The 23,939-nt window shown below is 68.7% G+C and carries 24 protein-coding genes and 1 pseudogene; 8 read left to right on the top strand and 17 right to left on the bottom strand.

Translation table 11 applies throughout. The annotated features are described in order from the left end of the window. Nucleotides 1-325: 325 nt before the first annotated feature. The 6 genes from GDJ08_RS14150 to hemF all read left to right on the top strand — a co-directional run bounded on the left by GDJ08_RS14150 (nt 326) and on the right by hemF (nt 6,724). Nucleotides 326-2,692, top strand: coding sequence for an alpha/beta hydrolase family protein (locus tag GDJ08_RS14150; RefSeq protein ID WP_165699815.1), 2,367 nt, complete (start codon nt 326-328; stop codon nt 2,690-2,692). Then, nucleotides 2,689-3,108, top strand: coding sequence for an NUDIX hydrolase (locus tag GDJ08_RS14155; protein WP_017354624.1), 420 nt, complete (start codon nt 2,689-2,691; stop codon nt 3,106-3,108). Before GDJ08_RS14150 ends, GDJ08_RS14155 begins: the two co-directional genes overlap by 4 nt. A gap of 29 nt (nt 3,109-3,137) precedes the next feature. After that, nucleotides 3,138-3,719 (top strand): hypothetical protein, encoded by a 582-nt coding sequence (locus tag GDJ08_RS14160; protein ID WP_136006417.1) that lies wholly within the window; start codon nt 3,138-3,140, stop codon nt 3,717-3,719. Further along, nucleotides 3,716-4,114: a hypothetical protein gene (locus tag GDJ08_RS14165; protein ID WP_153165114.1), complete on the top strand. Its 399-nt coding sequence runs from the start codon at nt 3,716-3,718 to the stop codon at nt 4,112-4,114. Before GDJ08_RS14160 ends, GDJ08_RS14165 begins: the two co-directional genes overlap by 4 nt. A 27-nt stretch (nt 4,115-4,141) precedes the next feature. After that, nucleotides 4,142-5,764 (top strand): hypothetical protein, encoded by a 1,623-nt coding sequence (locus GDJ08_RS14170; RefSeq protein ID WP_153165115.1) that lies wholly within the window; start codon nt 4,142-4,144, stop codon nt 5,762-5,764. 63 nt (nt 5,765-5,827) lie between these two features. Then, entirely contained in the window at nt 5,828-6,724 is an 897-nt protein-coding gene (gene hemF / locus GDJ08_RS14175) for an oxygen-dependent coproporphyrinogen oxidase (RefSeq protein ID WP_017354628.1), read from the top strand. Between the two features lie 15 nt (nt 6,725-6,739). Here the strand turns inward: hemF and GDJ08_RS14180 are convergent, their stop codons facing one another. Further along, nucleotides 6,740-7,219: a DUF421 domain-containing protein gene (locus tag GDJ08_RS14180; protein ID WP_017354629.1), complete on the bottom strand. Its 480-nt coding sequence runs from the start codon at nt 7,217-7,219 to the stop codon at nt 6,740-6,742. A 375-nt stretch (nt 7,220-7,594) separates the two neighbouring features. Further along, a complete protein-coding gene (polA, locus tag GDJ08_RS14185; RefSeq protein ID WP_136006423.1) occupies nt 7,595-10,366 on the bottom strand; it encodes a DNA polymerase I in 2,772 nt (923 codons plus the stop codon). A gap of 97 nt (nt 10,367-10,463) precedes the next feature. On the opposite strand from polA, the gene GDJ08_RS14190 reads away from it, so the two are divergent. Together GDJ08_RS14190 and GDJ08_RS14195 are read left to right on the top strand one after the other, a co-directional pair. Next, complete coding sequence (locus GDJ08_RS14190; RefSeq protein ID WP_017357493.1) at nt 10,464-10,748, top strand: DUF2782 domain-containing protein; 285 nt, start codon at nt 10,464-10,466, stop codon at nt 10,746-10,748. 34 nt (nt 10,749-10,782) lie between these two features. Then, nucleotides 10,783-11,022: a hypothetical protein gene (locus GDJ08_RS14195; protein WP_017357492.1), complete on the top strand. Its 240-nt coding sequence runs from the start codon at nt 10,783-10,785 to the stop codon at nt 11,020-11,022. Between the two features lie 26 nt (nt 11,023-11,048). Here the strand turns inward: GDJ08_RS14195 and GDJ08_RS14200 are convergent, their stop codons facing one another. From GDJ08_RS14200 to GDJ08_RS14270, 15 genes and pseudogenes are all read right to left on the bottom strand, one after another. Continuing rightward, nucleotides 11,049-11,495, bottom strand: coding sequence for a universal stress protein (locus tag GDJ08_RS14200; protein WP_017357491.1), 447 nt, complete (start codon nt 11,493-11,495; stop codon nt 11,049-11,051). Between the two features lie 74 nt (nt 11,496-11,569). Beyond that, a complete protein-coding gene (locus tag GDJ08_RS14205; protein ID WP_017357490.1) occupies nt 11,570-12,136 on the bottom strand; it encodes a sugar O-acetyltransferase in 567 nt (188 codons plus the stop codon). A 63-nt stretch (nt 12,137-12,199) separates the two neighbouring features. Continuing rightward, a complete protein-coding gene (locus GDJ08_RS14210; protein WP_017357489.1) occupies nt 12,200-12,478 on the bottom strand; it encodes a hypothetical protein in 279 nt (92 codons plus the stop codon). Nucleotides 12,479-12,631: 153 nt separating this feature from the next. Beyond that, entirely contained in the window at nt 12,632-13,186 is a 555-nt protein-coding gene (locus tag GDJ08_RS14215; protein ID WP_017357488.1) for a hypothetical protein, read from the bottom strand. Between the two features lie 55 nt (nt 13,187-13,241). Next, a pseudogene (locus tag GDJ08_RS14220) lies at nt 13,242-13,567 on the bottom strand (low molecular weight protein tyrosine phosphatase family protein). Between the two features lie 16 nt (nt 13,568-13,583). Next, nucleotides 13,584-15,776, bottom strand: a complete 2,193-nt coding sequence (gene uvrD, locus GDJ08_RS14225; protein ID WP_017357485.1) for a DNA helicase II — start codon at nt 15,774-15,776, stop codon at nt 13,584-13,586. 52 nt (nt 15,777-15,828) lie between these two features. Then, nucleotides 15,829-17,211 (bottom strand): FAD/NAD(P)-binding protein, encoded by a 1,383-nt coding sequence (locus tag GDJ08_RS14230; protein WP_153165116.1) that lies wholly within the window; start codon nt 17,209-17,211, stop codon nt 15,829-15,831. Between the two features lie 53 nt (nt 17,212-17,264). Then, nucleotides 17,265-18,683: a cardiolipin synthase gene (gene cls, locus GDJ08_RS14235; RefSeq protein ID WP_136006500.1), complete on the bottom strand. Its 1,419-nt coding sequence runs from the start codon at nt 18,681-18,683 to the stop codon at nt 17,265-17,267. Nucleotides 18,684-18,813: 130 nt separating this feature from the next. Further along, a complete protein-coding gene (rpmG, locus tag GDJ08_RS14240; RefSeq protein WP_172407465.1) occupies nt 18,814-18,981 on the bottom strand; it encodes a 50S ribosomal protein L33 in 168 nt (55 codons plus the stop codon). Nucleotides 18,982-18,991: 10 nt separating this feature from the next. After that, complete coding sequence (gene rpmB, locus GDJ08_RS14245; RefSeq protein ID WP_005411638.1) at nt 18,992-19,228, bottom strand: 50S ribosomal protein L28; 237 nt, start codon at nt 19,226-19,228, stop codon at nt 18,992-18,994. A 207-nt stretch (nt 19,229-19,435) separates the two neighbouring features. After that, nucleotides 19,436-20,992, bottom strand: coding sequence for an AAA family ATPase (locus GDJ08_RS14250; RefSeq protein ID WP_136006436.1), 1,557 nt, complete (start codon nt 20,990-20,992; stop codon nt 19,436-19,438). 4 nt (nt 20,993-20,996) lie between these two features. Further along, complete coding sequence (locus GDJ08_RS14255; protein WP_136006438.1) at nt 20,997-21,545, bottom strand: hypothetical protein; 549 nt, start codon at nt 21,543-21,545, stop codon at nt 20,997-20,999. Further along, on the bottom strand, nt 21,542-21,736 hold the full coding sequence (locus GDJ08_RS14260; protein ID WP_153165117.1) for a hypothetical protein: 195 nt from the start codon (nt 21,734-21,736) through the stop codon (nt 21,542-21,544). Before GDJ08_RS14260 ends, GDJ08_RS14255 begins: the two co-directional genes overlap by 4 nt. Before the next feature lie 8 nt (nt 21,737-21,744). Next, nucleotides 21,745-23,460, bottom strand: coding sequence for a hypothetical protein (locus GDJ08_RS14265; RefSeq protein ID WP_153165118.1), 1,716 nt, complete (start codon nt 23,458-23,460; stop codon nt 21,745-21,747). After that, nucleotides 23,457-23,939 carry a hypothetical protein gene (locus GDJ08_RS14270; RefSeq protein WP_153165119.1) on the bottom strand — a complete coding sequence of 161 codons (483 nt, stop codon included), beginning with the start codon at nt 23,937-23,939 and terminating at the stop codon, nt 23,457-23,459. The genes GDJ08_RS14265 and GDJ08_RS14270 overlap by 4 nt, the downstream gene beginning before the upstream one ends.

The raw sequence follows: 23,939 nt of genomic DNA on the forward strand, positions 1-23,939 counted from the left end.
GAGGCTCCAGGCCGCCCGATGGCCGGGCGGGAGTACCCCGCACCGTGCGTCACCGCGTGAATTCTGGGCGGAGGCAGCGGAGTGCCACCATAGGAAAAGTTTGAATAAGCGATTGATGTTTCTATGAAATTTCGAAGATTGATCAACGCGGACTTCGCTCGACGCACGAACGGTGATGGCCAGCGCCGCATCCCCCATCCGCTCCTCCGCGTGGACCCCTGCGCACGCGCGACTTTTCCGATCCTGTCCCCATGACCTGTGGCCCCTTCGGCGGGCCTTGACGGCTGCTACGCTTGCCGGGTTTTCCTCTACGGTGCCGCCCGCAATGCCCAGAACGCTGCCCTTGTCCCTGCTGCTGCTCGCCGCCCTCGGCGGAGCCGCCCACGCCGCGCCGACGCCGATCACCATCGAGCAGGCAATGGCCGACCCGGACTGGATCGGCCCGCCGGTCGAGAGCGCGTGGTGGTCCTGGAACAGCCAGCAGGTCGAGTACCAGCTCAAGCGCACAGGCAGCCCGGTCCGCGATACCTTCCGCCAGCCGATCGGCGGTGGCGTGGCGGTGCAGGTCAGCGACGACCAGCGCGGCACGCTGGACGTGGACAGTCCGGTGTACGACAGCGCGCGCCAGCGATCGGTGTTCGTGCGCAACGGCGATGTGTTCCTCCGCGACCTGCGCAGCGGCGCGCTGACCCAGCTGACCCGCAGCACCGAGAAATCCGCTGCGGTGGCGTTCGCCCGCGACGGCGGGGTGATCTGGCGCACCGGCCAGAACTGGTTCCACTGGACCGCCGCCGGGAGCGTGCAGCAGGTGGCCAGCCTGAAGGCCGAGAAGAATCCCGATGACGCGCCCAAGGCCGATGTGCTGCGCGACCAGCAGCTGCGCACCCTGGCCACGCTGCGCAACGACCGCGCGCAGCGCGAGGCGCTCAAGCAGCAGGAAGCGAGCTGGCGCCGCGCCGACAGCACCCGCGCCCCGGGTCCGGTGTACCTGGGCGCCGATGTGGAGATCGTCGACAGCGTGCTGTCGCCGGATGCCCGCACGCTGATCGTGGTGACCAAGCCGAAGAGCTTCGATGAAGGCCGCGGCGGCAAGATGCCCAAGTACGTGACCGAATCGGGCTATGAGGAATTCGAGGACACCCGCACCCGCGTGGGCCGCAACGATCCGGAGCCGCACGCGCTGTGGCTGGTCGATGCCGTGGCCGGCACGGTCAAGCCGCTGTCGCTGGACGGTCTGCCCGGCATCGGCACCGATCCGCTGGCCGCGCTGCGCAAGGCCGCCGGCAAGGACGCATTGAAGGGCAACCGTCCGCTGGAGGTGCTGGCCGGCCCGGGCAGCCCCGGCATCCGCTGGAGCGCCGATGGTCAGCAGGCGGCCATCATGCTGCGCGCCAACGACAACAAGGACCGCTGGATCGTCAGCGTCTCGGCGGCCAGCGCCAGGCTGGAGAATCGCCACCGGCTGACCGACAGCGCGTGGATCAACTGGGGCTTCAACGACTTCGGCTGGTCCAGCGACAACCGCACGCTGTGGCTGCTGTCGGAGGAATCGGGGTATTCACACCTGTACACCCAGCAGGGTACGGCCAAGCCACAGGCGCTGACCCGCGGCTCGTGGGAAACCTCGATGCCGGTGCCCAGCGCCGATGGCCGCGGTTTCTACTTCCTGTGCAACCAGCAGTCGCCCGGCGACTACGAAGTGTGTGCGGTGGACACCGCCAGCCGGCAGGTGCGTGAGCTGACCTCGCTCAACGGTGTGGAAGACTTCTCGCTGTCCCCGGACGGCCAGCAGCTGCTGGTGCGCTACTCCGGTGCGTACCTGCCGGCGCAGGTGGCGGTGGTCCCCACCGCCGGTGGCCAGGCCAGGCTGCTGACCGACACCCGTACGGCCGCCTTCAAGGCGCGCGAGTGGATCCAGCCCAAGCTGGTGCAGGTGCCGTCCAAGCACGGTGCCGGCGTGGTCTGGGCCAAGTACTACGGTCCGGAAACCCCCGAGCCGGGCAAGCAGTATCCGATCGCCATGTTCGTGCACGGCGCCGGCTACCTGCAGAACGTGCACCAGCGCTACCCGGCCTACTTCCGCGAGCAGATGTTCCACAACCTGCTGGTGCAGAAGGGCTACATCGTGCTGGACATGGATTACCGCGGCAGCGAAGGCTACGGCCGCAACTGGCGCACGGCGATCTACCGCAACATGGGCCACCCGGAGCTGGAAGACTACAAGGACGGCCTGGACTGGCTGGTGGACACCAAGCAGGGTGACCGCGCGCATGCCGGCATCTACGGCGGCTCCTATGGCGGCTTCATGACCTTCATGGCGCTGTTCCGCTCGCCGGGCACATTCAAGGCCGGTGCCGCGTTGCGCCCGGTGGTCGACTGGCACCAGTACAACCACGGCTACACCGCCAACATCCTCAACACGCCGGACATCGATCCGGAGGCGTACCGCACGTCGTCGCCGATCGAGTACGCCGATGGCCTGCAGGACCACCTGCTGATCGCCCACGGGATGATGGATGACAACGTGTTCTTCCAGGACTCGGTGAATCTGACCCAGAAGCTGATCGAGCTGCACAAGGACAACTGGACGATCGCGCCGTACCCGCTGGAACGCCACGGCTACGTGCGTCCGGATTCCTGGCTGGACCAGTACAAGCGCATCCTCAAGCTGTTCGAGGAGAACCTGAAGTGAGCCACGACGCGGCGCCGATCGAGATCGTCGCCGCGGTCATCCGCGACACCACCGGCCGCGTGCTGGTGGTGCGCAAGCACGGCTCGGACACGTTCATCCAGCCCGGTGGCAAACCCGAGCCGGGTGAGGCGCCGCTGGACGCCCTCGCCCGCGAGCTGCACGAGGAACTGGGCGTGCGGCTGGACGCCGGCAGCGCCTTGCCGCTGGGGGCGTTCGAAGCCTGGGCGGTGAACGAGCCGGGCCGCCGGGTTCGCGCCCACGCCTGGCAGGTGCGGGTGGCGGGAACGCCGCAGGCACGCGCCGAAATCGCGGAGCTGGCGTGGATTGCAGGCGTACCGCCGCACAATTGCCGCTTGGCACCGTTGAGCGCAGACCATATCCTGCCCGCGGCCGCACGTGCGGTGGCCGCGATCTGACATCGCGGTCTGGTCACCCAGGACACCGGATGTCATTGCCTCCTCCCCATTTACCGCTACGTACACCGCGCGCCGACGACTTCATCGCGCCGATGGCCAAGGCCTCGCTCCTGGTGTGCGCCGCCTCCAGCCTGTGGTTCGCCGTGCAGATGCTCGCGCTGCCGCTGCTGCTGACCGACGCCACGAGGATGGCGTTGTGGGAGAGCGACTGGTGGACCCTGCTGCCTGAGCCGGTAAAGCTGGGCATTGCGCATGCCCAGGCGTTGACCGCGGCGGCCCTGCTGCTCAGCCTGTTCGGCGTGGCTGCCTGCTGGGGGCTGCTGCGTTTCCAGCGCTGGGCCCTGGTGGGTTTCACCTTCCTGCTGGTGCTGACCGCGCTGCTCAATTTCGTGGTGCCGTGGCTGATGGACCTGTTTCTGCAGAACATGCAGGCCGCACTGGCCACCACCGTGCAGACCCCGGATATCCAGGCGCTGCGTGCGTCCCTGCGCGTGCAGCGCGCGATCTGGACCGGCCTGCTCGCGCTGGCGGCGATCGTGTTCTTCGTGCTGCACCTGTGGCTGGTGCAGCGGCTGTGGCGCGCCGACGTGCGCGCGCGGTTCTTTCCGTGATCCGGCGACTGCGGTGGGGGACGGGCGCGCTGGCGTGCCTGCTGGCCGGCAGCGCGCTGGCCGACGCGCAGCACATCCCGTGCGGCCGCTATGTGGTCGGCGAGGACGGACCGGCGCTGGAGGTGGTGGGCAGGGGTACGGTGGTCTACCCCTTCCCTCCCGACGACCCGACCTACTTCCGCCTGGAGCCGGACGGCGCGCACTGGCGCCTGACCGGGCTCGGCGATGGGCGACAGTACCGGATCGACTACGACGCAACCGAGCAGACCCTGGTCAACGATGGCCAGCGCTATCGGCTGCGCGCAGCGGCCACCTGCCCCGACTGGACCGCGCCCGCCGAGGACGCAGCGCCGCTTCCCGTGACTCCGGTCGGCAGTGCCGGCCCGGTCCCCTGATCCTTTTTTTTCGTACAGGTACCTCCCATGTCCTTGATTCGTGTACTGGCCACGCTGGCCGGTCTGGCAGCGCCGGTGGCGCTGCTGTCGGCGGCCCCGGCGTCCGCCCCGCCCATCACGCTGCAATGCGGTACCTACCAGGCGGACGACAACCCCACCCGGATCGTCATTGAAAGCCCCAACCAGGGCTACCGCCAGATGCCCGGGAGTGCCCGCGAGCCGTATCTGCTGCGGCGCCTGGGGAAGCAACTGAAGATGGCCGACCCCGATGCCGGGGTGGTGCTGGAGGCGGACATCACCGATGGCGGCCGCAGCCTCGAAGCCGGTTACCTCACGTACCGGCTCAGCGAGCCGGCGCGCTGCAAGCCGCCTGTGCAGTTCCCGGAGAACAGTTGCCGTGCCAGCATCGGTACCTGCCTGGACGACATCCGCATGGCCGACCGCGACGTGCTGCGCCCGTGGTGCGCGGAGGGCGTGCCGGCGGCCTGCAAGGCGCTGCTGTCCAGTTACGAAACCGAGGCGCGCGAAGCCGTCACGCGCGAGGACATCGGCGAGGAGGATCCGGACCTGCAGGAACCGGCATCGTGCAAGCCCGACAGCGGCCAGTACGATGCCGAGGCCTGCAAGGAAGCGGCCAGCATGGCGATGGCCAAGGCATTCGCCAGCATCCTGCTGAGCAGCCAGAAGCCGGCCCCGCTGCCGGCGGCCGCGCTGGACGACGTGACCGCGCTGTGTCGCGCCTACCCGGCCGGCACGTTCTGCCAGGACGTGGCCCAGGCCCTGTGGACCGCCGGGCGCTGGCTGCCGGCCCGTGACGCGCTGCAACTGGCCTGCACCAAGGGCGGCAATCCGGACAGCTGCACCGCAGCTGCGCCGCTGCAGGGCCTGACGGCCGCCGACATGCGGCCGGTCGCCGCCACGTCCCTGCCCTGTGGCCAGTACACGGCCGCCACCGGGCTGATGGACAGCCTGGCCTTCGGCGATGGTGGGCTGGTGCAGATACCGCTCAGTGGCCAGCTGCGCGCACGCCTGGAGGACGGGCAGATCCGCATCCGCCACGACAAGGGTGACGACTTTGTGCTGCAGCCGCTCGCCAACGGCAGCCTGATCGGCGTGGACACCTGGAACCGCTACGCCTACTACACCCGCGAAGGCGCGGCCGGCCAGTGCGCCGCGTCGGTGGTGTTCGTCGAGGTGCCGCTGACCCAGGACTGCCCCACCGGCGGCAGCGAGCGCGGCGCGCAGGCCTGCTGCGATGCCGGCCGCCTGCAGGGCTGCAACGCGATGGGCCATCGCCTGGCGCTGGGCGATCGCTGGGCCGAGGCAGCCCCCTACTACCAGAAGATGTGCACCGCCGGTGTGCGCGAAGGCTGCGAGAACCTGGTCACGGTGTACGAGCACACCGGCGATGAGGCCATTCCCGAATCGATGCAGGCCCTGTGCGCCCGCGATGGCAAGGGCACCCATGTCGCCTGCGATGTGCACGCCACCCGCAACTGGGCGATGCTGCAGTTGTCAGGCAACCTGGAACGGATGGCCGACCGGCTGAGCCGCGAGGAGGACGAGGACACCGGATCGGACGACACCGCCGGTCCCGCGGCGGACGACGCGCCCGCATCGTCCAACCGCAACCGCAAGGGCGGCCGCTGAGCCCCCGGTGCCTGCGGCCTGCCGGCTGCAGGCACCTCGCGCGGCTGCGGTAAAGTACGCGCCATGAATGAATTCGAACGCGTACGCAGCTACCTGACCGACCTGCAGGACCGCATCTGCGCGGCCATCGAGGCCGCCGACGGCCGGGCGCGGTTCACCGAAGACCTCTGGCAGCGTGCCGAGGGCGGCGGTGGCCGTACCCGCATCCTGCGCGATGGCGCGGTGTTCGAGCAGGCCGGCATCGGCTTCTCCGACGTGTCCGGTACCCGCCTGCCGCCCTCGGCCTCGGCCAACCGGCCGGAACTGGCCGGCGCCTCGTGGCGGGCGACCGGGGTATCGCTGGTGTTCCACCCGCTCAATCCCTATTTGCCCACCACGCACGCCAACGTGCGCTACTTCCGCGCCGAGCGCGATGGCGAGGCGGTGGCGTCGTGGTTCGGCGGTGGTTTCGACCTGACCCCGTTCTATCCGTTCGACGAAGACGTGCAGCATTGGCACCGGGTGGCGCACGACCTGTGCGCACCGTTCGGCGACGAGCGCTACGCCGCGCACAAGCGCTGGTGCGACGAGTACTTCTTCCTGCGCCACCGCAATGAAACGCGCGGCGTCGGCGGCCTGTTCTTCGACGACCTGCATGGCGACTTCGAGCGCGATTTCGCCTACCTGCGTGCGGTCGGCGACGGCTTCCTGGATGCGTACCTGCCGCTGGTGGCGCGCCGCAAGACCACGCCCTACGGCGAACGCGAGCGCGAGTTCCAGCTGTACCGGCGCGGCCGCTACGTGGAATTCAACCTGGTCTACGACCGCGGCACGTTGTTCGGCCTGCAGAGCGGCGGTCGCAGCGAAAGCATCCTGATGAGCCTGCCGCCGCGCGCACGCTGGGAGTATGGCTTCCAGCCCGAGAGCGGCAGCGACGAGGCGCGGCTGGCCGATTACCTGGTGCCGCGCGACTGGGTGTGACGCGGCAACCCGAGGCTATGTCTTGTCCTTGGGCACGATGGTGATGTGGCCGTTGATCTCCAGCAGCGCCATCGCCACTTCGCTCACATCGCGACACCCCTGCTGACGCATGGCCGCGTTGAAATCGGCCTGGGTCACCAGTTCCCGTTTCAGCACCGAGGCCAGCAGTTTGCCGTCGCGTGCGATCAGCACCGGCTCGCCTTCGACCAGCGTTTCGATGCGACGGCTGCGCGTACTGAGCCAACCGACCGAATAGTTGATCAGGATCAGCGTCGCCGCCAGCAGCAGACCGCCGCCCAGCGAGGTGTCCTGCCCCAGCAGCGCGTTCTGCACCGCGTTGCCGAGCAGCACAATCAGCAGCACGTCGAACGGCGTGATCTGGCCCAGCGCGCGTTTACCGGACAGGCGCACCATGCCCAGCACCACCACGTAGACAACCACCGCGCGCAGGATGAATTCCCACCACGGCATGGCCAAGGCAAACAGATCGCTCATTGCACTCTCCCCGGAACGTGCCGGCAGGATGGGCCAGAGCGCGGGCTGCAGGCAATCGGCAGTTGCGACAGGGGGCCTCCCGGGGCGGCCGTGCGGCTGGCAACGGCCCAAATAAAAAGCCCCGCCGACCAGGGGGAGGTCAGCGGGGCCGGGGAACGGGCGCTTGGGGAGGAGCCCCCGTTCCGAGATCTGCTCCAGGGGATGGGAGAGATCCACAACAGGCGTTGCGCCTGTCGAGGTCTATAAAAGCACCTCGAACATTGATAGTTCGTGAAGGGGCCCAATTAATCCTCGCCGCGTCACGGAAACATTCATCGAAGAGTCAGATTACGGCCGCGTAATGAACAAGTTCATCCTTCTGCGGCCGAAAACCCCTCAGTGCGCCTCATCCCAGTTGTCGCCGACGCCCGCGTCCACCACCAGCGGCACGCGCAGTTCCGCCGCCGAGGACATCAGCGCCACGACCTGGGAACGCAAGGTTTCGAGGAAGCTGCTTTCGGTTTCGAAGACCAGTTCATCGTGTACCTGCAGGATCATCCGGGCCTGGCCGTCCTGGGTCTGCAGCCAGTCATCCACCCGCACCATCGCGCGCTTGATGATGTCCGCCGCCGTACCCTGCATCGGCGCATTGATCGCCGCCCGTTCAGCGCCGGCGCGCAGGCCCTGATTGCGGGCGTTGATGTCGTTCAGATACAGGCGGCGACCGAACAGGGTTTCCACGTAGCCCTGCTCGCGCGCCTGCTGGCGCATGCGCTCCATGAAATCGCGCACGCCCGGATAGCGGCTGAAATACAGCGCGACATAATCCTGGGCCTGGCCACGGTCGATGCCCAGATTGCGCGCCAGGCCGAACGCACTCATGCCGTACATCAGGCCGAAATTGATCGCCTTGGCCGCGCGGCGTTCATTGGGGGTGACCTCGTCGAGCGCACGCCCGAACACTTCGGCCGCCGTTGCGCGATGCACGTCCGCCCCCTGCTCGAACGCACGCACCAGGCCCGGGTCCTCGGACAGGTGGGCCATGATCCGCAGCTCGATCTGCGAGTAGTCGCAGGCCAGCAGCTTGCGCCCCGGCGGCGCGACGAATGCGCGGCGGATGCGGCGACCGTCGTCGGTGCGGATCGGGATGTTCTGCAGGTTCGGGTCGGAGGACGACAACCGCCCGGTGGCCGCACCGGACTGGTGGTAGCTGGTATGGACGCGCCCGGTATCGGGATTGACCATCTCCGGCAGCTTGTCGGTGTAGGTGCTGCGCAGCTTGGCCAGCCCGCGGTACTCCAGGATCACCCGCGGCAGCTCGTGCTGTTCGGCGATGGCCTCCAGCGCCTCTTCGTTGGTGCTTGGCTGGCCCTTGGGGGTCTTCACCAGGGCCGGCAGCTTGAGCTCGTCGAACAGCACGGCCTGCAACTGCTTGGGCGAATCCAGGTTGAAGGTGTGGCCGGCCAGCTCGGTGGCCTTCTGCTGGGCCGCCAGCATGCGCACGCCCAGGTCCTGGCTCTGCCGGCGCAGTTCGGCCATGTCGATGTGCACGCCATTGGCCTCGATGGTGGCCAGCACCGGCACCAGCGGCATTTCGATGTCGCGGTAGACGCTGTACAGCGCCGGCACCGCCAGCAGCTGCGGCTGCAGCGCGTGGTGCAGGCGCAGGGTGATGTCGGCATCTTCGGCGGCGTAGCGGCCGGCTTCATCCAGGCCCACCTGGGAGAACGGGATCTGCTTGGCGCCCTTGCCGGCGACGTCCTCGAACTTGATGGTGGTGTAGCCCAGATAGCGCATCGCCAGCGAATCCATGTCGTGGCGGGTGGCGGTAGAGTTCAGCACGAAGCTCTCGAGCATGGTGTCGTCGTGGTAACCGCGCACCTCGACGCCATGCCGGCGCAGCACGTGCAGATCGTACTTGCCGTGCTGTCCGACCTTCTTCTTGGCCGGGTTCTCCAGCACCGGGCGCAGCGCGGCCAGCACCTGCTCGCGCGGCAGCTGGGCCGGCGCGCCGGGATAGTCGTGGCCCACCGGAATATAGGCCGCCCGGCCGGGCTCGACCGCCAGGCTGATGCCGACCAGATTGGCGCGCATCGCATCGAGCGCGTCGGTTTCGGTGTCGAAGGCGATCAGGTCGGCTGCTTCCGCACGCGCCACCCAGGCGGTGAGCTGTTCGGTGGTGAGCACGGTTTCGTAGTCACCCGGGGCGGACAGCGCCGGGTCGATCGCGGCGTCCGCCTCGGCCGGCGTGCTGCGGGCGAAGCCGGCCGCCGTGCCGCGCAGGCTGACCGGGGCGTCGCTGGCGGCGGCCGGTGCCGGTACCGGCCCGCCCAGCTCCTTCAGCGCCTGGGTGAAGCCGTAGCGCAGGTACAGCTCGCTCAGGGTGGGCACGTCCGGCTCGCGCAGCGGCAGCGTCTGCGGCGTGACGTCCAGCGCCACGTCGGTGCGGATGGTGACCAGCTCGCGGTTGAGTGGCAGGCGCTCGAGCGCCGCGCGCAGGTTGTCGCCGATCTTGCCCTTCATGGTCGCCGCCGCGGCCATCACCCCCTCCAGGTGCTGGTACTCGGCCAGCCATTTGGCAGCGGTCTTGGGGCCGCACTTCTCCACCCCGGGCACGTTGTCGACCGCATCGCCCATCAGCGCCAGCAGGTCGACGATCTGGTCGGCGCGCACGCCAAATTTCTCCATCACCGCCGTGTCCGAGTCCATGCGGCTGCCGGTCATGGTGTTGACCAGTTCGATGCCCGGGCGGACCAGCTGGGCGAAGTCCTTGTCGCCGGTGGAGATGGTGACCTGCAGGCCGTCACGGTGGCCCTGCAGCGCCAGCGTGCCGATCACGTCGTCGGCTTCCACGCCGGGGATGCGCAGGATGCTCAGCCCGAGTGCTTCGACGATGCGGCACATCGGCTCGATCTGCGGGCGCAGGTCGTCGGGCATCGGCGGCCGGTTGGCCTTGTAGTCGGCATACAGGTCGTCGCGGAAGGTCTTGCCGGGCGCATCGACCACGAAGGCGACGAACTCTGGGCGCTCCTTCAGCGTGGCACGCAGCATGTTGACCACGCCGAACAGCGCGCCGGTGGGTTCACCGTGCGCATTGGTCAGCGGCGGGAGCGCGTGGAACGCGCGATACAGGTAACTGGACCCGTCAATCAGGACTAATCGGCTCATGCGACGATTCTACGCGCCCGGCCCGCGCGGTTCGCGGCACCGGGCTCACAACGCATGGGGCATAATCCGGACTCCCCTGTCCAAGGACCTACGGCCCATGAAGATCCTGTTGCTGGCTGCCCTGCTCGCACTGGCTGGCTGCGCTTCCACCGGCGGCGCGGGCGCTCCCCCGGTCGATGTCAGCGGCGCGGACATTTCCAGGCGCACCCTGGACAACGGCGATACCGTCGAGGAATACCGGGTCAGCGGCCAGCTCCGCATGGTCAAGGTAACGCCCTCGCGCGGCCCCGCGTACTACATGTACGACCGCAACGGGGATGGCCGCATGGACAACGACAAGGATGGCGTATCGCCGGTCTACTGGAAGCTCTACAGCTGGTGAGCACCTGCCCTGCCGCTGTCGCCCGCCCCGCCCGATGACCACGCCTGAACGCCGCCAACCGCCGGACCCCGCCCAGCTGCGGGCCGGCCTGACCCCGGAACAGCGGCAGGCGGTGGAGACGCTGGAGCATTTCGGCTGGGTGCTGCGCTTCGTCCGCCGCCCGCTGTTCCGCGACCCGATCCCGGTGCTGTTCGATCGCAGCGGTGAACGCTATGTCGTGCTGCAGCCGGACGGCAGCCTGGACGAATCGCAGACGCTCGCGCTGCGCCCGTAGTGCCGGCCGCTGGCCGGCACTACGCCTCAGCGGATGACCAGCACCGGTACGGTACTGCGCGCCAGCACTTCGGCGGTCTGGCTGCCGAGCAGCACCCGGGTGACGCCGCGACGGCCGTGCGAGGTCATTACGATCAGGTCGCTGCCACGCTCGGTGGCGGTGTCGATGATGCCGTCGGCCGCGTAGCGGTCGAGCACATGCACGGTGTTCGCGCGCAGTCCCTGTGCATCGGCGGTCGCCTTGGCCGGGGCCAGCACCTTCTGCGCGGTCTCTTCGCGGTCGGCCTTGTACTCGGGGCTGTTCATATACCCCACGCTCCAGCCCATCGCGTCGTACATGCCCACCGCCCAGGGTTCGGACACGGTCACGATGTCGACCTCCGCATTGAGGTCCTTGGCCAGCTCCAGGCCTTTGAGCAGCCCCTTCTCGGCCAGCTCCGAACCATCGGTGGCAATCAGGATTCGCTTGTACATGACAGGGCTCCAGGGAGGGGCAATGGAAGGGACACCATTGCACACCCGGTGTGGAGATCATGCCTTGAGCAGGATCAATCCCCGTGCGGGCGCGCCACCACGCGCGCCGGATTGCCGACCACGGTGGCCCCGGCAGGAACGTCGCGGGTCACCACGCTGCCGGCGCCAACCACGGCGTCATCACCGATCTCCACGCCAGGCAGCAGGATGGCACCGCCCCCGATCCACACATTGCGCCCGATCCGTACCGGCCGTGCCGATTCCAGCCCGGCGGCGCGCTGCTGCGGATCGCGTGGATGGTCGGCGGCGTAGATCTGCACGGCCGGCCCGATCTGGGTGCCATCGCCGATGCGGACCTCGGCCACGTCGAGGATCACGCAGTTGTAGTTGAGGAACACATCGCGGCCCAGATGGATGTGGCTGCCATAGTCACAGTGGAACGGCGGACGGATCACCGCGCCCTCGCCGACCGCGCCCAGACGCTCGCGCAGCAGCTCGCGACGTACCGCCGGCGAGGCCGCCAGGGCCGCGTTGTAGCGCACCATCCACGCTTTGGCTGCCGCCATGTCGGCCTGCAGCACCGGGTCGCCCGGCCGATAGGGTTGGCCGGACAGCATCTTGTCCTTCTCAGTCAGGGGCATGGCAGTTCCTCAGGGTAGACAGCCGATGATGCACTGCCCGGCCACGTTCCGGGGATGCCGCCGTCAGGCCGCGTGCCGTGCGCGCGGCCACCCCCCCGGCCGCGCCGCCAGAACGGCGGCGACCGCGACCGCCGCCGCCGTCGCCCAGAAGGGCCACGTCGCCAGCGCGGCACACAACCCGGTGGGCTGCGCCTCACAGCGCAGGCGTACCAGGTCCAGGCCACCGCCGCCCTCCAGGCAGGCATAGGCATGCTGGAACAGGGCCAGCACCGGTGCACCCCAGTCGGCCGACAGCGTCAGCGCGACCAGGACGGCAAGCAGGTACGGGATTCCCTTGTTCATATGCGCGCTCCCAGCGGACAGCGCCAGACTCTGGGCGCGCGCCGGGACCCGGGCAAGCGGCACGCGACGAAGCGCGTGAAATCCGGGATGAGCCGGGGGCGGGGGCGGATGAAGCGGGGGGGGTTGGGATGATGAAAGGGGGGAACGCGCCGGTCAGGCGATCCGCACCACGCGCGCGCCCTGGCACAGCGGATAGCTGGCGAGCAGATCGGCAATGCGGTCGCGCAGTGTGTCGAAGCTGGCGCCGTACAGATACAGCGCTGTTTCGCTCGGCCCCTGCCACCAGCTGCAGATTTCACCGTGGCCGTCGATGCGCTCGACGATCTGGTCGAACACATAGTTCGAATCGCACTGCTCGTAGACCTCGTCCGGCAGATTCACGCCATCCAGGTACAGCCCCAGGCCTTCGGTGATGCCAAACGGCAGATCGTCCTCACCGTCACGCTGGATCAGCGACCCCTTCGGCGCGCCGAGCTGCTCGAGCAGTTCGATCACCTGCGGCAGTGCGGCGGCGTCGTGCAGCTGGATCTCCAGGTCGCCGTACTCGACCTCCCCGTCCTCGGACAGCGCCGTGCCGCCGCCCAGGATTTCGCCGATGCCGACGCCCTCGAGCATCGCATCGAGCGGATCTTCGAACAGCTGCAGCCGATGCTCGGGCTGGAGCCGGGCATTCAGCTTGACGTTGATGTGCAGCGGCGAATCGGTCATGGGGGCGATCTACGCAAAAAGAGCCCCATTGTAGTGCCGGCCACTGGACGGCTGCTCAGCGCAGAAGCGGCGGCACCTTGCGCTCCAGCAGTTCCACCCGTGCCGGCTGCATGAAGTCGTAATCGTCGGGAATATCCAGGCACACCACCCGCTTGCCCCCCAGCCATGACCGCAACCGGCTGGACAGACGGCTGCGGTGCGCGCGCTCCATCACCACGTCAGATCGGCCCACTGCAGCAGTTCCGGACTGACCGGCACGTCGGCATCCGGCTTGAGACCGGCCGATGCGGTCTCGATGCCGGGCCAATCGGCAAACACCTGCTCAGCTGTCGGGCTGCGCAGGCGGTTCTGGCTGCAGATGAAGAGAATGTGGCGCGTCATCCGTGGCGCGCCCTCCTTACAGCACCGTCAGGTTGGCGTACGCCATCACCAGCCACTTGCTGCCGGCCTCGGCAAATTCCACCTGCACGCGTGCGTGCTGGCCGCTGCCTTCGTAGTCGGTGACCATGCCTTCGCCAAAGCGGGCGTGGGAAACCATCGCGCCCAGCTTGAGCGGCGGCGCTTCCAGCGCGGCGTGGCCCATCACACGGTTGGCACCGAGCGAGGCGCTGCGCGAGACCTGCACCTTGGGGCGCACTTCGTTGAGCAGCTCGCGCGGGATCTCGCGCAGAAAGCGCGAGGGCACGTTGTAGTTGTCCTGGCCGTGGATGCGCCGCGATTCGGCGTAGCTGAGCACCAGCTTCTGACGCGCGCGGGTGATGCCCACGTAGGCCAGGCGGCGCTCTTCTTCCAGCCGGCCGCTTTCTTCCAGCGAACGTGCGCTCGGGAACAGGCCGTCTTCCATGCCGGCCAGGAACACGATGGGGAACTCCAGGCCCTTGGCCGAGTGCAGGGTCATCAGCTGCACGCCCTCCTCGCCCGCCTGCGCCTGGCCTTCGCCGGCCTCCAGCGAGGCGTAGGACAGGAAGGCAACCAGCTCGCTCATCGTTTCGCCGGTTTCTTCGATGTCGTCCTCGCGGCGCACGAAGCGCGAGGCCACCGACACCAGTTCGTCCAGGTTGTCCGCACGCGACTCCGAATCCAGCGCGTTGCGGCTTTCCTTTGACCAGTGCTCGCGCAGGCCCGAGCGCACCAGCACGTGGTCGATGCGTTCAGCCAGGGTCATCTCGCCGGCTTCACCGTGCAACTGGTTGACCAGGGTCAGGAACCCGGCCAACGCGTTGCGCGCGCGCGCAGCCAGGGCGTCGCCCTGCGTGGTCAGCATGGTGGCTTCCCACAGTGAGATTGCCTGGGTGCGCGCCAGCCGGCGCACTTCGTCCAGGGTGCGGTCGCCGATGCCACGCGTGGGCGTGTTGACCGCCCGTTCGAATGCGGCGTCATCGTTGCGGTTGGTCATCAACCGCAGGTAGGCCAGCGCATCCTTGATTTCGGCGCGCTCGAAGAAGCGCATGCCACCGTACACCCGGTACGGCACCTGCTCGGACAGCAGCGCTTCTTCGAACGCGCGCGACTGCGCGTTGCTGCGATAGAGCACGGCGGCATCGCCGTAGCTGCCACCATCGCGCACCCACTGCCGCGCGCGCTCGACCACGTAACGCGCCTCGTCCATTTCGTTGTAGGCGGCGTACAGATCGATCGGCTCGCCATCGCCGCTGTCGGTCCACAGCTCCTTGCCGATCCGGTCCGGGTTGTGCGCGATCACCGCATTGGCTGCGCCGAGGATGTTGGCGCTGGACCGGTAGTTCTGCTCCAGGCGCACGGTCTGCGCGCCGGGGAAGTCCTTCAGGAAGCGCTGTACGTTCTCGACCTTGGCACCGCGCCAGCCGTAGATGGCCTGGTCGTCGTCGCCGACCACGAACACGTGGCCGCTGTCGCCGGCCAGCACGCGCACGAAGGCGTACTGGATGGCATTGGTGTCCTGGAACTCGTCGACGAGGATCTCGCGGAAGCGCGAGCGGTAGTGGGCCAACAGTGCCGGGTTGTCGCGCAGCAGTTCATGTGCGCGCAGCAGCAGCTCGGCGAAGTCGACGAGCCCGGCACGGTCGCAGCGCTCCTGGTAGGCGGCGTAGGCCTGGCGCATGGTTTCCAGCCAGGCGTCATGCGGCTCGGGCTGGATGTGCTGCGGCCGACGGCCTTCGTCCTTCTGCTCGTTGATCCACCAGGCGATCTGCTTGGGCGGGAACTTGCCGTCGTCGATCTCCAGCTGCTGCACGACCCGCTTGACCAGGCGCAGCTGGTCGTCCGAATCGAGCACCTGGAAGCTGTCGGGCAGCTTGGCGTCCTGGTAGTGCAGCCGCAGCAGGCGGTGCGCCAGGCCGTGGAAGGTACCGATCCACGCGCCGCGGCTGCCCTGCGGCAGCTGCAGGTCGATGCGGTGACGCATCTCACCGGCAGCCTTGTTGGTGAAGGTCACCGCAAAAATGCCGTGGGTCGGCACGCCGCAGACTTCATTGAGCCAGGCGATGCGGTGGATAAGCACGCGGGTCTTGCCGGAACCGGCACCGGCAAGCACCAGATGGTGGCCGGGCGGCGCGGACACAGCTTCGCGCTGGGCGGGGTTGAGCCCGTCGAGCAAGTGGGAGACATCCATGCCCCATTTTACCCCGTGCAGCGTGCGGCGACCGCCACCGCCTGCAACCGGTTCAGCCCAGCGCGGCGCGTGCCGCCTGCTGGGCCTGGCCGCGCAGTTCGGGAATGGCCAGGCTTTCCCAGAGTGTGCCGATGCGCAGGCTGCCGACCACCTGCACCCCGGCCTGGGGTTGGCCCGCCGCATCCAGCAACTGCCCCCGCTCCACCGAGGTATCCACCCCCAGGCCGTGCGGACCCGGGCGTGCGTGGCCATCGGCGAGCAACTGCCGCACCAGCGGATTGCGCATGGCGGTGGCGCGGGTTTCCACGCCGGTGGCGTTGATCAGTGCGTCCACGTTCAATGGCGGCAGCACGCCGGCGGCATCGTGTGCGTGCACCTGCAGGGAGCCGTCCAGCACCCGCACGGCGTCCAGGCGGGCCCGATGGCGCTGCAGCTGGCCGGACTGCTCCAGTGCGGCGACCTGCGCCTCCACCGGCTCGGCGATGCGATGGCGATGCACATCCCAGTACCGCACCACGTGGCGCAGGAAACGGCGCTGGTCGACCGCATCCAGCCCCTGCCACAACGCCTGGCCCAGCGGGCGGATGCGGTCCATCACCGCCTGCCAGGGCAGCCCCTGGCTGACGGCACTGCGGGCGTGCACGCGCAGCGCGCGCAGCGCCTGGCGCAGCGGCATGCCCGGCAGCGGCTGCGGATCGAAGGTCGCCGCGCCGCCGTGCGCATGCGGCAACGGCAGCAGGGCATGGCGCGACAGCACATGGATGCGCCCGCGGTGACCGGCGTTGGCCAGCGCGACCACGCTGTCGGCCATGCTCAGGCCGGAACCGATGATGGCCACGTCGCCGGCGCCGGCCAGCAGGCGCACACCGTCGTAATCCCACGCATCGACCACCTTTCCCGGGGGCAGCGCCTCGGCGCCGGGCACCGGCAGCGGCCGCATGCTGTTGCCACAGGCCAGCACCACCTGGCGCGCCTGCCAGTGATCGCCGTTGGCCAGCGACAGCCGCTGTACGGCGTTGCCCGGATGCAGGCCAAGGACGGCCTCATGCACGACCTGCAGCCGGGCCGGGCTGTCGGCCTGTGCCTGCTCCAGGCGCGCCTGCAGGTAGGCGGCGTACATGCGCCGCGGCACGTATGCTGCCGCCAGTGCGTCACGGTCCAGGGTCGGGAACGCCTCGATCTGCAGGAGATATGCCAGGAAGTCATCGGCGGCGTCGGGCAGGCCGCTCATCCTGCCGACCGGCACGTTGAGCAGATGGTCCGGCCATGCCGTGGCGTAGGCGATGCCCTGGGCCAGCACCGAGGCCGGCTCGAACAGGACGATCTGGGCAGCGCCGGTGGCGGAGCGCAGCGCGTGCAGCGCGACCAGCACGCCGGCCGCACCACCGCCGACGATGGCCAGGTCGCACTGGCGGGAAGTTTCGGTGGCAGTCATGCAGCGATTGTAGGCGATGCGCGCGACCGCCTCTGTCGGACGCCGCCGCAGCGCTACATCAGCGCGTCGGCCAGCCGGGCGATGCCTTCGCGGCTGCGTCGCCATGCCGGCCGGCCGCGCCAGGTTTTCAGGTCGAGCTGGCGCGACTGCAGCAGGTAGTCGTTCTCGATGCGCAGCAGCTGCGCCACGATGCCGGCGTCGTAGCAGAGCATGCCGATCTCGGCGTTGAGGGCGAACGAGCGGATGTCCAGGTTGATCGAGCCGACCAGCGCGATGTCCTCGTCCACGGTCAGGTGCTTGGCATGCAGGAAACTGGGCTCGTACAGGGCGATGCGCACACCGCAGCGCAGCAGTTCGTCGTAGTACGCCTCCTGCGCCCAGGCGGTCAGCCGCTGGTTGCTGCTGGCCGACAGGATCAGCTGCACCTGCACGCCGGACAGCGCGGCGATGCGCAGTGCACTGAGGGTGGCCTCGTCCGGCACGAAGTACGGCGTGACCAGCACGATGCGCCGGCGGGCCAGGTGGATCAACGCATTGACCGCGTCGCGCGCGTTGCTGAAGGGATAGGCCGGGCCGCTGGGCAGCAGTTGGGTGGCCACGTCGGCCGAGCACACCGGCACGGCGGTCAACACGTCCAGGCGCTGGCCGGTTTCCATGTACCAGTCGCTGGCAAATACCGCTTCCAGATGGGCCACGGCCGGACCGCGCACCCGCGCCACCAGTTCCCTGTTGGGGAAACCGGGCACGAACTGCGGCTGGGCCAGGTTCTGCGAACCGATGTAGCCGACCCGGTTGTCGATCACCGCGATCTTGCGATGGTTGCGCAGGTCCATGCGGCCGCTGCGCCGCCAGCGCAGCCCACCGGGCAGCATCGCGCGCACGTCCACGCCGAGCGCCTGCAGCCGATGGCGGTAGCGGCGCAGGCCGCGCTTGGCGCCCACCGCATCGAGCAGCAGCCGGCAATGCACGCCGCGGGCGGCGGCGCGCTGCAGCGCCTGCACGATCGCTTCGCCGACCGCATCGTCGAACATCAGGTAGTACAACAGGTGCACGCGGTCGCGGGCCTGGTCGATATCGGCGATGAGCGCCTGCAGGGAGGCGTCGTAGTCGCTGAGCAGTTCAACCGCGTTGCCGTGGATGGGCATGAAGTCGCCCTGGCGCTCGATCAGCGGCACGATCTCGGCGGTGGCCGTGTCCGGCAGCGGCGTCCAGCGCAGCGGCGGTTGCAGGGCCTGTTCCTCGCGGATGACCTGGGAGGCTTCGGCCTGTCGCTGCACGCGCTGCCGCGACAGCCACGGATGGCCGAACAGCAGATACAGGGGCAACCCCAGCAACGGCACGAAGCCGACCAGCAGCAGCCAGCTGCGCGCCGCCCCCGGGGTGGTGCGGGTGGGAATCCAGAACAGCGCGGCCAGCCGGATCAGCCAGTCCAGCATCAACAACCAGGAACCCAGCATCCACTCGAACAGCATCGCGTCGCCCGTCGGGGGTGGAACCGCATTCTGCCACGGCTGCCGTGTGCGGCCGTGGTGGCCGGCCGCCCAACAAAAAACCCGCCTCTCGGCGGGTTCTTCGCGGGACATCAACCAATCCGGTGACGGATTACTTGATCTTGCCTTCCTTGTACAGGACGTGCTTGCGCACGACCGGATCGTACTTCAGGAATTCCATCTTCCCGGGGGTGTTCTTCTTGTTCTTGTCCGTCGTGTAGAAGTGGCCAGTGTTGGCCGTCGAAATCAGACGGATCTTGTCGCGCTTGCCTGCCATGATCGTTTACTCCTCAGACCTTTTCGCCGCGCGCACGCAGCTCAGCCAGAACGGAATCAATGCCGTTCTTGTCGATGGTGCGCAGGGCATGCGCGGAAACACGAAGCTTGACCCAGCGGTTCTCGCTGGCAACCCAGAAGCGGCGCTCGTGCAGGTTGGGCAGGAAACGACGACGGGTCTTGTTGTTGGCGTGCGAGACGTTGTTACCCGTCTGCACTCGCTTGCCGGAAACTTGGCATACGCGGGACATTGCGCACCTCGATGAAAGTAAGTGTCGGCCCATAGCCCGGGCGACGGCGGCCTCGACGGTTTCCCGCCACACGTCATGAGAATCAAAGGGTTACGCTGTCGAGGGCCGACCGGATGACGTGTTCCCGGCCGCCGATCCAAAGGTTTTTGGACACAGCGAGCCGCGCATTATGCCAGCGCGCGCCCTGTGATGCAAGGCGCCGGCGGCTCAGGTCAGCACGGCGCGGCGCGGGCGGCCGCTGGTCAGCGGGGTGCCGGCGATCGCCTCGCCCGAGGCGGGTACGGCCCGCTCCCGGCCCCAGGCGCGGATGTTCTCGATCTGCTCCGGCGCGGTCCGCGACAGCGGCACCACGTTCTGGAAGCTGCGCCGGAACAGGTCATCGGTGACCACCGCATCGCCCTTCAGGTAGGCCTCCTTGACCACCTCGCGCACGGCCGACTCCAGGTCCGAGCCGGCAAAGCCCTCGGACAGCTCGACCAGCTCGTCGAGCAGCGCCGGGGCCAGCTCGCGCTGTTGGAGGCCGCGCCGGGCATAGATCCCGATGATGTCGCGGCGTTCCGGCGCGGTCGGCAGGTCGACGAAGAACAGTTCGTCGAAGCGGCCACGGCGCAGCAGCTCCGGCGGCAGCTTGGAGACATCGTTGGCGGTGGCCACCACGAACACCCGGGTGCGGGCTTCCTGCAGCCAGTACAGGAACTGGCCGACCAGCCGGGTCGAGGTCCCGCCATCGCCGCCGCCGGTCGCGCCGGCCAGGCCCTTCTCGATCTCGTCGATCCACAGCACGCACGGCGCCACGTGATCGGCGGTGGCCAGGGCTTCCTTCAGCCGGCCCTCGCTCTGCCCGAGGTACTGGCCGTGGATCGTGGACAGGTCCAGCCGGTACAGCGGCAACTGCCAGTCCTGCGCGATGGCCTTGGCCGACAGCGATTTGCCGCAGCCGGGCACGCCCACCAGCAGCACGCCGCGCGGCGGGCGGATGCCGCGTTCGCGCAGGTCGGCGGTCAGCAGCGGGCGCTCGCGGGCCAGCCAGTCCTTGAGCCCGCCCAGGCCGCCGACGCTGAGGTCGCCGCCGCGCACGGGCACGCGCTCGATGCCGGAAATGTCGGCGAAGATGCGGTCCTTGGCGTGCATCAGCTCCACCAGGTCGTTCTTGTCGATCCGGCCGTTCACCAGCAGCGTAGCGATGATGTTTTCCGCTTCCAGGCGCGAGATGCCGGCAAGGATCGCGGCCGCCTGGCGGATGTCGGCATCGTCCCAGGCGATCTGGAACTGGCTGCGATACGGGTCGATCTGCTCATGGATGATCGCCGCCATCTCGTCTTCGGTGGGCGGCGACAGCACCAGCGACATGCCCAGCCGCTGCAGCTGGCCGAAGATCGGCTTGCTGGTGACCACCACCAGCGAACCGCCGTGGTCGGCGGCCAGCATCGCCACGTCGATCAGCTGCCGCGCCGAGGGCGTGTCGTCCTCCAGGTCGGACACTTCGGTGAGCACGAAACTCAGGTTCTGGCGCTGGGCCATCTGCTGGCTGGCGAAGTCGACCGCGCCGACCACCGACCTGTCCTCGTTGACGATACGGCCGGTGGACAGCTCACGCGTGCCCTGCGACAGGGTGTGCACGTAAAACGGGGCATTCAGCGCGCCGGCAACGTCGCGCAGGATGTCCAGCACCCGGGCCCGCTCGGTGCTGCGGATGGAGATGAAGGGCACGCGCGCCTTCAGGTAGCGGGTCAGCGTGGCGTGGAACTCGCGGGTATCGCTCATGGCGTCAGATCATCAGGGTACGGCGGCGCGCCGGCAGTGCCGGCGGTTCCGCGGAAAGGGCGCCGGGCATCGGGGCAGGCGCCACGGCATCGGTAGCGGCAGGCCGGTAGTGGCACAGGCTGTTGTGGCGCAGCGCGCGCAGCGAACGCTCGCAGCGGGCGCGTTGCGCGCCCTCCTCCAGCCCGCGCTGCATGTCCGCGGCGATGCGTTCCAGCTCGGCGCGCAGGTGCGCACGCAGCGGTTCGGGCAGCGTGGCCAGGGTGGCAAGCTGGTAGAGCACGGCGAAGTGGCGGCGCGCATCGAGCAGCGCGCGCACCAGGGTGACCTCGTCGCTGCGCAGGCCGAGGTCACGGGTCAGGCGTGCGCCGCAGCGCTGCAGGCGGCGGTCGAGCAGCGCGCAGACACGCTGGCTGAACAGCGTGGCCACGCCGGGCGTCCAGTCCACCTGGCCGGCCGCCATCGCCGCCAGGGCCTCGGCATCATGCTGGCCATCGTCAAAGGCATCCAGCACCTGGCTCCATTGCGCGTAGGTGCGGGGAACCGGCAGGGTCATCCGGCCGTAGCGCGCTTGCGCCGCACGAAGCCGGTGGCCGGGAGCAGGTCCCAGCCCGGCAGGGCGCCAGCCAGGGCGTCCGGAGCGACGGACACGGCCGGTGCACGCTCGACCGGCAACGGCGACAGGGGCGGTACTTCGGCCGGCAACGGCGGCGGCGTGACAGTGGCATCCAGCAGGGATCGGGTCATGGCGGGCCTCAGGCGGTGGCGGCAAGAATGCGGCGGGTGTTGTCGTGGCCGCCCAGGGTGAACTGGTCGGGCGTGATCGATTCCAGCAGCGCGGTCACCGACGCGGACTGCGCATCGCGCGCGGCCAGGTCGCGGCGTACTTCGACCACTTCGGCAACGCAGGCCTTCAACGCCTGCTGGCTCTGCTCGCGCAGCGCGGCGAAATCGGCGCGCACCTTGGTGCGCTGCTTGTCCAGATTGCGGTAGGCCATGTACACCCACAGCAGCATCACCGCCGCGATCACCATGCCCACGATGTTGCCCAGGGCCAGCAGCATCAGCAGGATGCCCAGGCCCATCACCAGCCAGTGGTGGATGCCCAGCTTGACCGAGGCCAGTGCCTCGGCCAGACGGCCGTCGATGTGCTGGCCCAGCGCGGCTTCCAGGTCGGCCTGGTTGCCGCCGTCGGTGGTGCTGCCTTCCCAGCCATCCAGGTGCAGCTGCACCTGCGTTGGCACCGCCAGGCGGATGCTGGCGGTGAGGTCGTGGTGCGCCTCCAGGATCCAGGCGCGCGACTGCGCGGTGGCAAAGCGCTGGGTGGCGCGCGAGGCGTGCGAGGTTTCCGGATGCATCGCCGCGTTGGTCAGCAGCTGGGTGAAGCTGATGCGGTGCTCCAGCGCGGGATCCTGCAGCTGGAAGCGCGACGTGGCGGCAGCGCGGTCACCGTTCTCTTCGATGATCAGGCGGCACAGCTCCTCATCGCGACGCAGCGGCAGTTCCTCCACATCGAAATGGGAGACCAGCTTGGTCAGCAGTGCATCGACATCGGCGGCCAGGCCGGCAGTCGCGCGGACCTCGCCACTGAACACGGCCTGGAAATGCTGGGCGACCGCGCCGTGCGTGGCGGTGGCATTGAGCGAGGCCTGCAGGGCCGGCCAGGTGGGGCTGTACTGCTGCAGATGCGGGTAGCGGGCGCTGTCGTCGCCGTGCGGCGTCTTCGAGCGCAGCGCGTCGATCCACTGGCTGCGCTGGCTCTCGATGAAGCCGGCGCGCTGGGACAGCTCCTCGATCCAGTCGCTGGTGCGCGCCACGCAGGTCAGCGCGGTTTCCACACCAAACACACCGGCGGCGATCGCATCGATGAGCACCACGGTCTGGCGGTCCAGTTCCACCGGGTTCTGCATGCCCAGGTAGCGGTCCATCCACTGCTGCGATGCGGCCAGGCGACCGGCGCGGCGGCTGACCAGCGCGAACAGCAGGCTGGTCTTCTCATCGTCGCGGCGGATCGCTTCGGCCAGCGCGCGCTCGGCCAGGTCCTTGTGGTCGTTGAGCCAGGCGGCCAGGGCCACCAGCGCCGGCGCAAGCCAGTACCCCGGTGCGGCCAGCATCAGGTTCTCGCTGGCGGCACGGATGGTGTCCTGGCGGACCAGCGAAATGTCGGCGGCCTGCAGGATGCCGGTGGTCTGGCGACGCACCTCGCCGTAGTGGCCGAAGCGGGTTTCCAGTTCCTGGCGGATCTTGACCTGGCGGGTCTCGGCGAGCGACAGCTCCTTGGCCTTGACGTCGGCGGCGACAAAATCCATGAACGCCTTTTCCAGGCGTGCCAGTTCGCTGCGGGTTGCGCCGACGTCGTGCTGGACCGCATCGACCTGCGCGTTCAGCGAGTCCAGATCGCGGCCGAGGGTGCGCAGGCTGCTGTTGATGGCGGACAGGTCCGCCATATGGATGATGCGTTGGGTACTCATGCCGTTCCTTCAATGATCGCGGTCTGCCCGGACTCGCTCACCGCGACCATCCGGGTGGCGTACACCTCGATGAAGGCATACGACGGATGCGTGGCCAGGACGCGGGCCCGTTCGAGCGTTAGCGGCAGCGGGTGACCTTTCTTGAAATGCTCGGTGATGCGCCCGCCGAGGTCCAGGGTGTGCACTTCGTAGGGGTGCCCCAGGTAGCAACGCCCGACAATGCCCAGCAGGCGCTCCTGGATCTCGATCGTGCCCAGTTCCTGATCGATCTGCGCGAGCAGCGCATCCAGTGCCTGGCGGTCGTGCACGTGGCCGCCGGCATCGAGTTTGGCCATCGCCTGCAGGTAGGCCGGCGAGCGCTTCTGGCGCAGGCGGGTGTCCAGCGATGCGGAGGCCAGCCCGCTAGAGGCCTGCGACCGCGTCGTGGTCAGGGTCGGGGTGGTGGTGGCGGGGGTGCCCAACAGTAGATTGCGCGCCAT

It is taken from the genome of Stenotrophomonas nematodicola, assembly GCF_009467805.1.
Classification (GTDB): domain Bacteria; phylum Pseudomonadota; class Gammaproteobacteria; order Xanthomonadales; family Xanthomonadaceae; genus Stenotrophomonas; species Stenotrophomonas nematodicola.

Excerpts from the sequence above, each read along its gene's own strand:
- GDJ08_RS14150 (WP_165699815.1), top strand. The coding sequence starts at position 326 with ATGCCCAGAACGCTGCCCTTGTCCCTGCTGCTGCTCGCCGCCCTCGGC.
- GDJ08_RS14160 (WP_136006417.1), top strand. The coding sequence starts at position 3,138 with ATGTCATTGCCTCCTCCCCATTTACCGCTACGTACACCGCGCGCCGAC.
- GDJ08_RS14170 (WP_153165115.1), top strand. The coding sequence starts at position 4,142 with ATGTCCTTGATTCGTGTACTGGCCACGCTGGCCGGTCTGGCAGCGCCG.
- hemF (WP_017354628.1), top strand. The coding sequence starts at position 5,828 with ATGAATGAATTCGAACGCGTACGCAGCTACCTGACCGACCTGCAGGAC.
- GDJ08_RS14180 (WP_017354629.1), bottom strand. The coding sequence starts at position 7,219 with ATGAGCGATCTGTTTGCCTTGGCCATGCCGTGGTGGGAATTCATCCTG.
- polA (WP_136006423.1), bottom strand. The coding sequence starts at position 10,366 with ATGAGCCGATTAGTCCTGATTGACGGGTCCAGTTACCTGTATCGCGCG.
- GDJ08_RS14190 (WP_017357493.1), top strand. The coding sequence starts at position 10,464 with ATGAAGATCCTGTTGCTGGCTGCCCTGCTCGCACTGGCTGGCTGCGCT.
- GDJ08_RS14195 (WP_017357492.1), top strand. The coding sequence starts at position 10,783 with ATGACCACGCCTGAACGCCGCCAACCGCCGGACCCCGCCCAGCTGCGG.
- GDJ08_RS14200 (WP_017357491.1), bottom strand. The coding sequence starts at position 11,495 with ATGTACAAGCGAATCCTGATTGCCACCGATGGTTCGGAGCTGGCCGAG.
- GDJ08_RS14205 (WP_017357490.1), bottom strand. The coding sequence starts at position 12,136 with ATGCCCCTGACTGAGAAGGACAAGATGCTGTCCGGCCAACCCTATCGG.
- GDJ08_RS14210 (WP_017357489.1), bottom strand. The coding sequence starts at position 12,478 with ATGAACAAGGGAATCCCGTACCTGCTTGCCGTCCTGGTCGCGCTGACG.
- GDJ08_RS14215 (WP_017357488.1), bottom strand. The coding sequence starts at position 13,186 with ATGACCGATTCGCCGCTGCACATCAACGTCAAGCTGAATGCCCGGCTC.
- uvrD (WP_017357485.1), bottom strand. The coding sequence starts at position 15,776 with ATGGATGTCTCCCACTTGCTCGACGGGCTCAACCCCGCCCAGCGCGAA.
- GDJ08_RS14230 (WP_153165116.1), bottom strand. The coding sequence starts at position 17,211 with ATGACTGCCACCGAAACTTCCCGCCAGTGCGACCTGGCCATCGTCGGC.
- cls (WP_136006500.1), bottom strand. The coding sequence starts at position 18,683 with ATGCTGTTCGAGTGGATGCTGGGTTCCTGGTTGTTGATGCTGGACTGG.
- rpmB (WP_005411638.1), bottom strand. The coding sequence starts at position 19,228 with ATGTCCCGCGTATGCCAAGTTTCCGGCAAGCGAGTGCAGACGGGTAAC.
- GDJ08_RS14250 (WP_136006436.1), bottom strand. The coding sequence starts at position 20,992 with ATGAGCGATACCCGCGAGTTCCACGCCACGCTGACCCGCTACCTGAAG.
- GDJ08_RS14255 (WP_136006438.1), bottom strand. The coding sequence starts at position 21,545 with ATGACCCTGCCGGTTCCCCGCACCTACGCGCAATGGAGCCAGGTGCTG.
- GDJ08_RS14260 (WP_153165117.1), bottom strand. The coding sequence starts at position 21,736 with ATGACCCGATCCCTGCTGGATGCCACTGTCACGCCGCCGCCGTTGCCG.
- GDJ08_RS14265 (WP_153165118.1), bottom strand. The coding sequence starts at position 23,460 with ATGAGTACCCAACGCATCATCCATATGGCGGACCTGTCCGCCATCAAC.
- GDJ08_RS14270 (WP_153165119.1), bottom strand. The coding sequence starts at position 23,939 with ATGGCGCGCAATCTACTGTTGGGCACCCCCGCCACCACCACCCCGACC.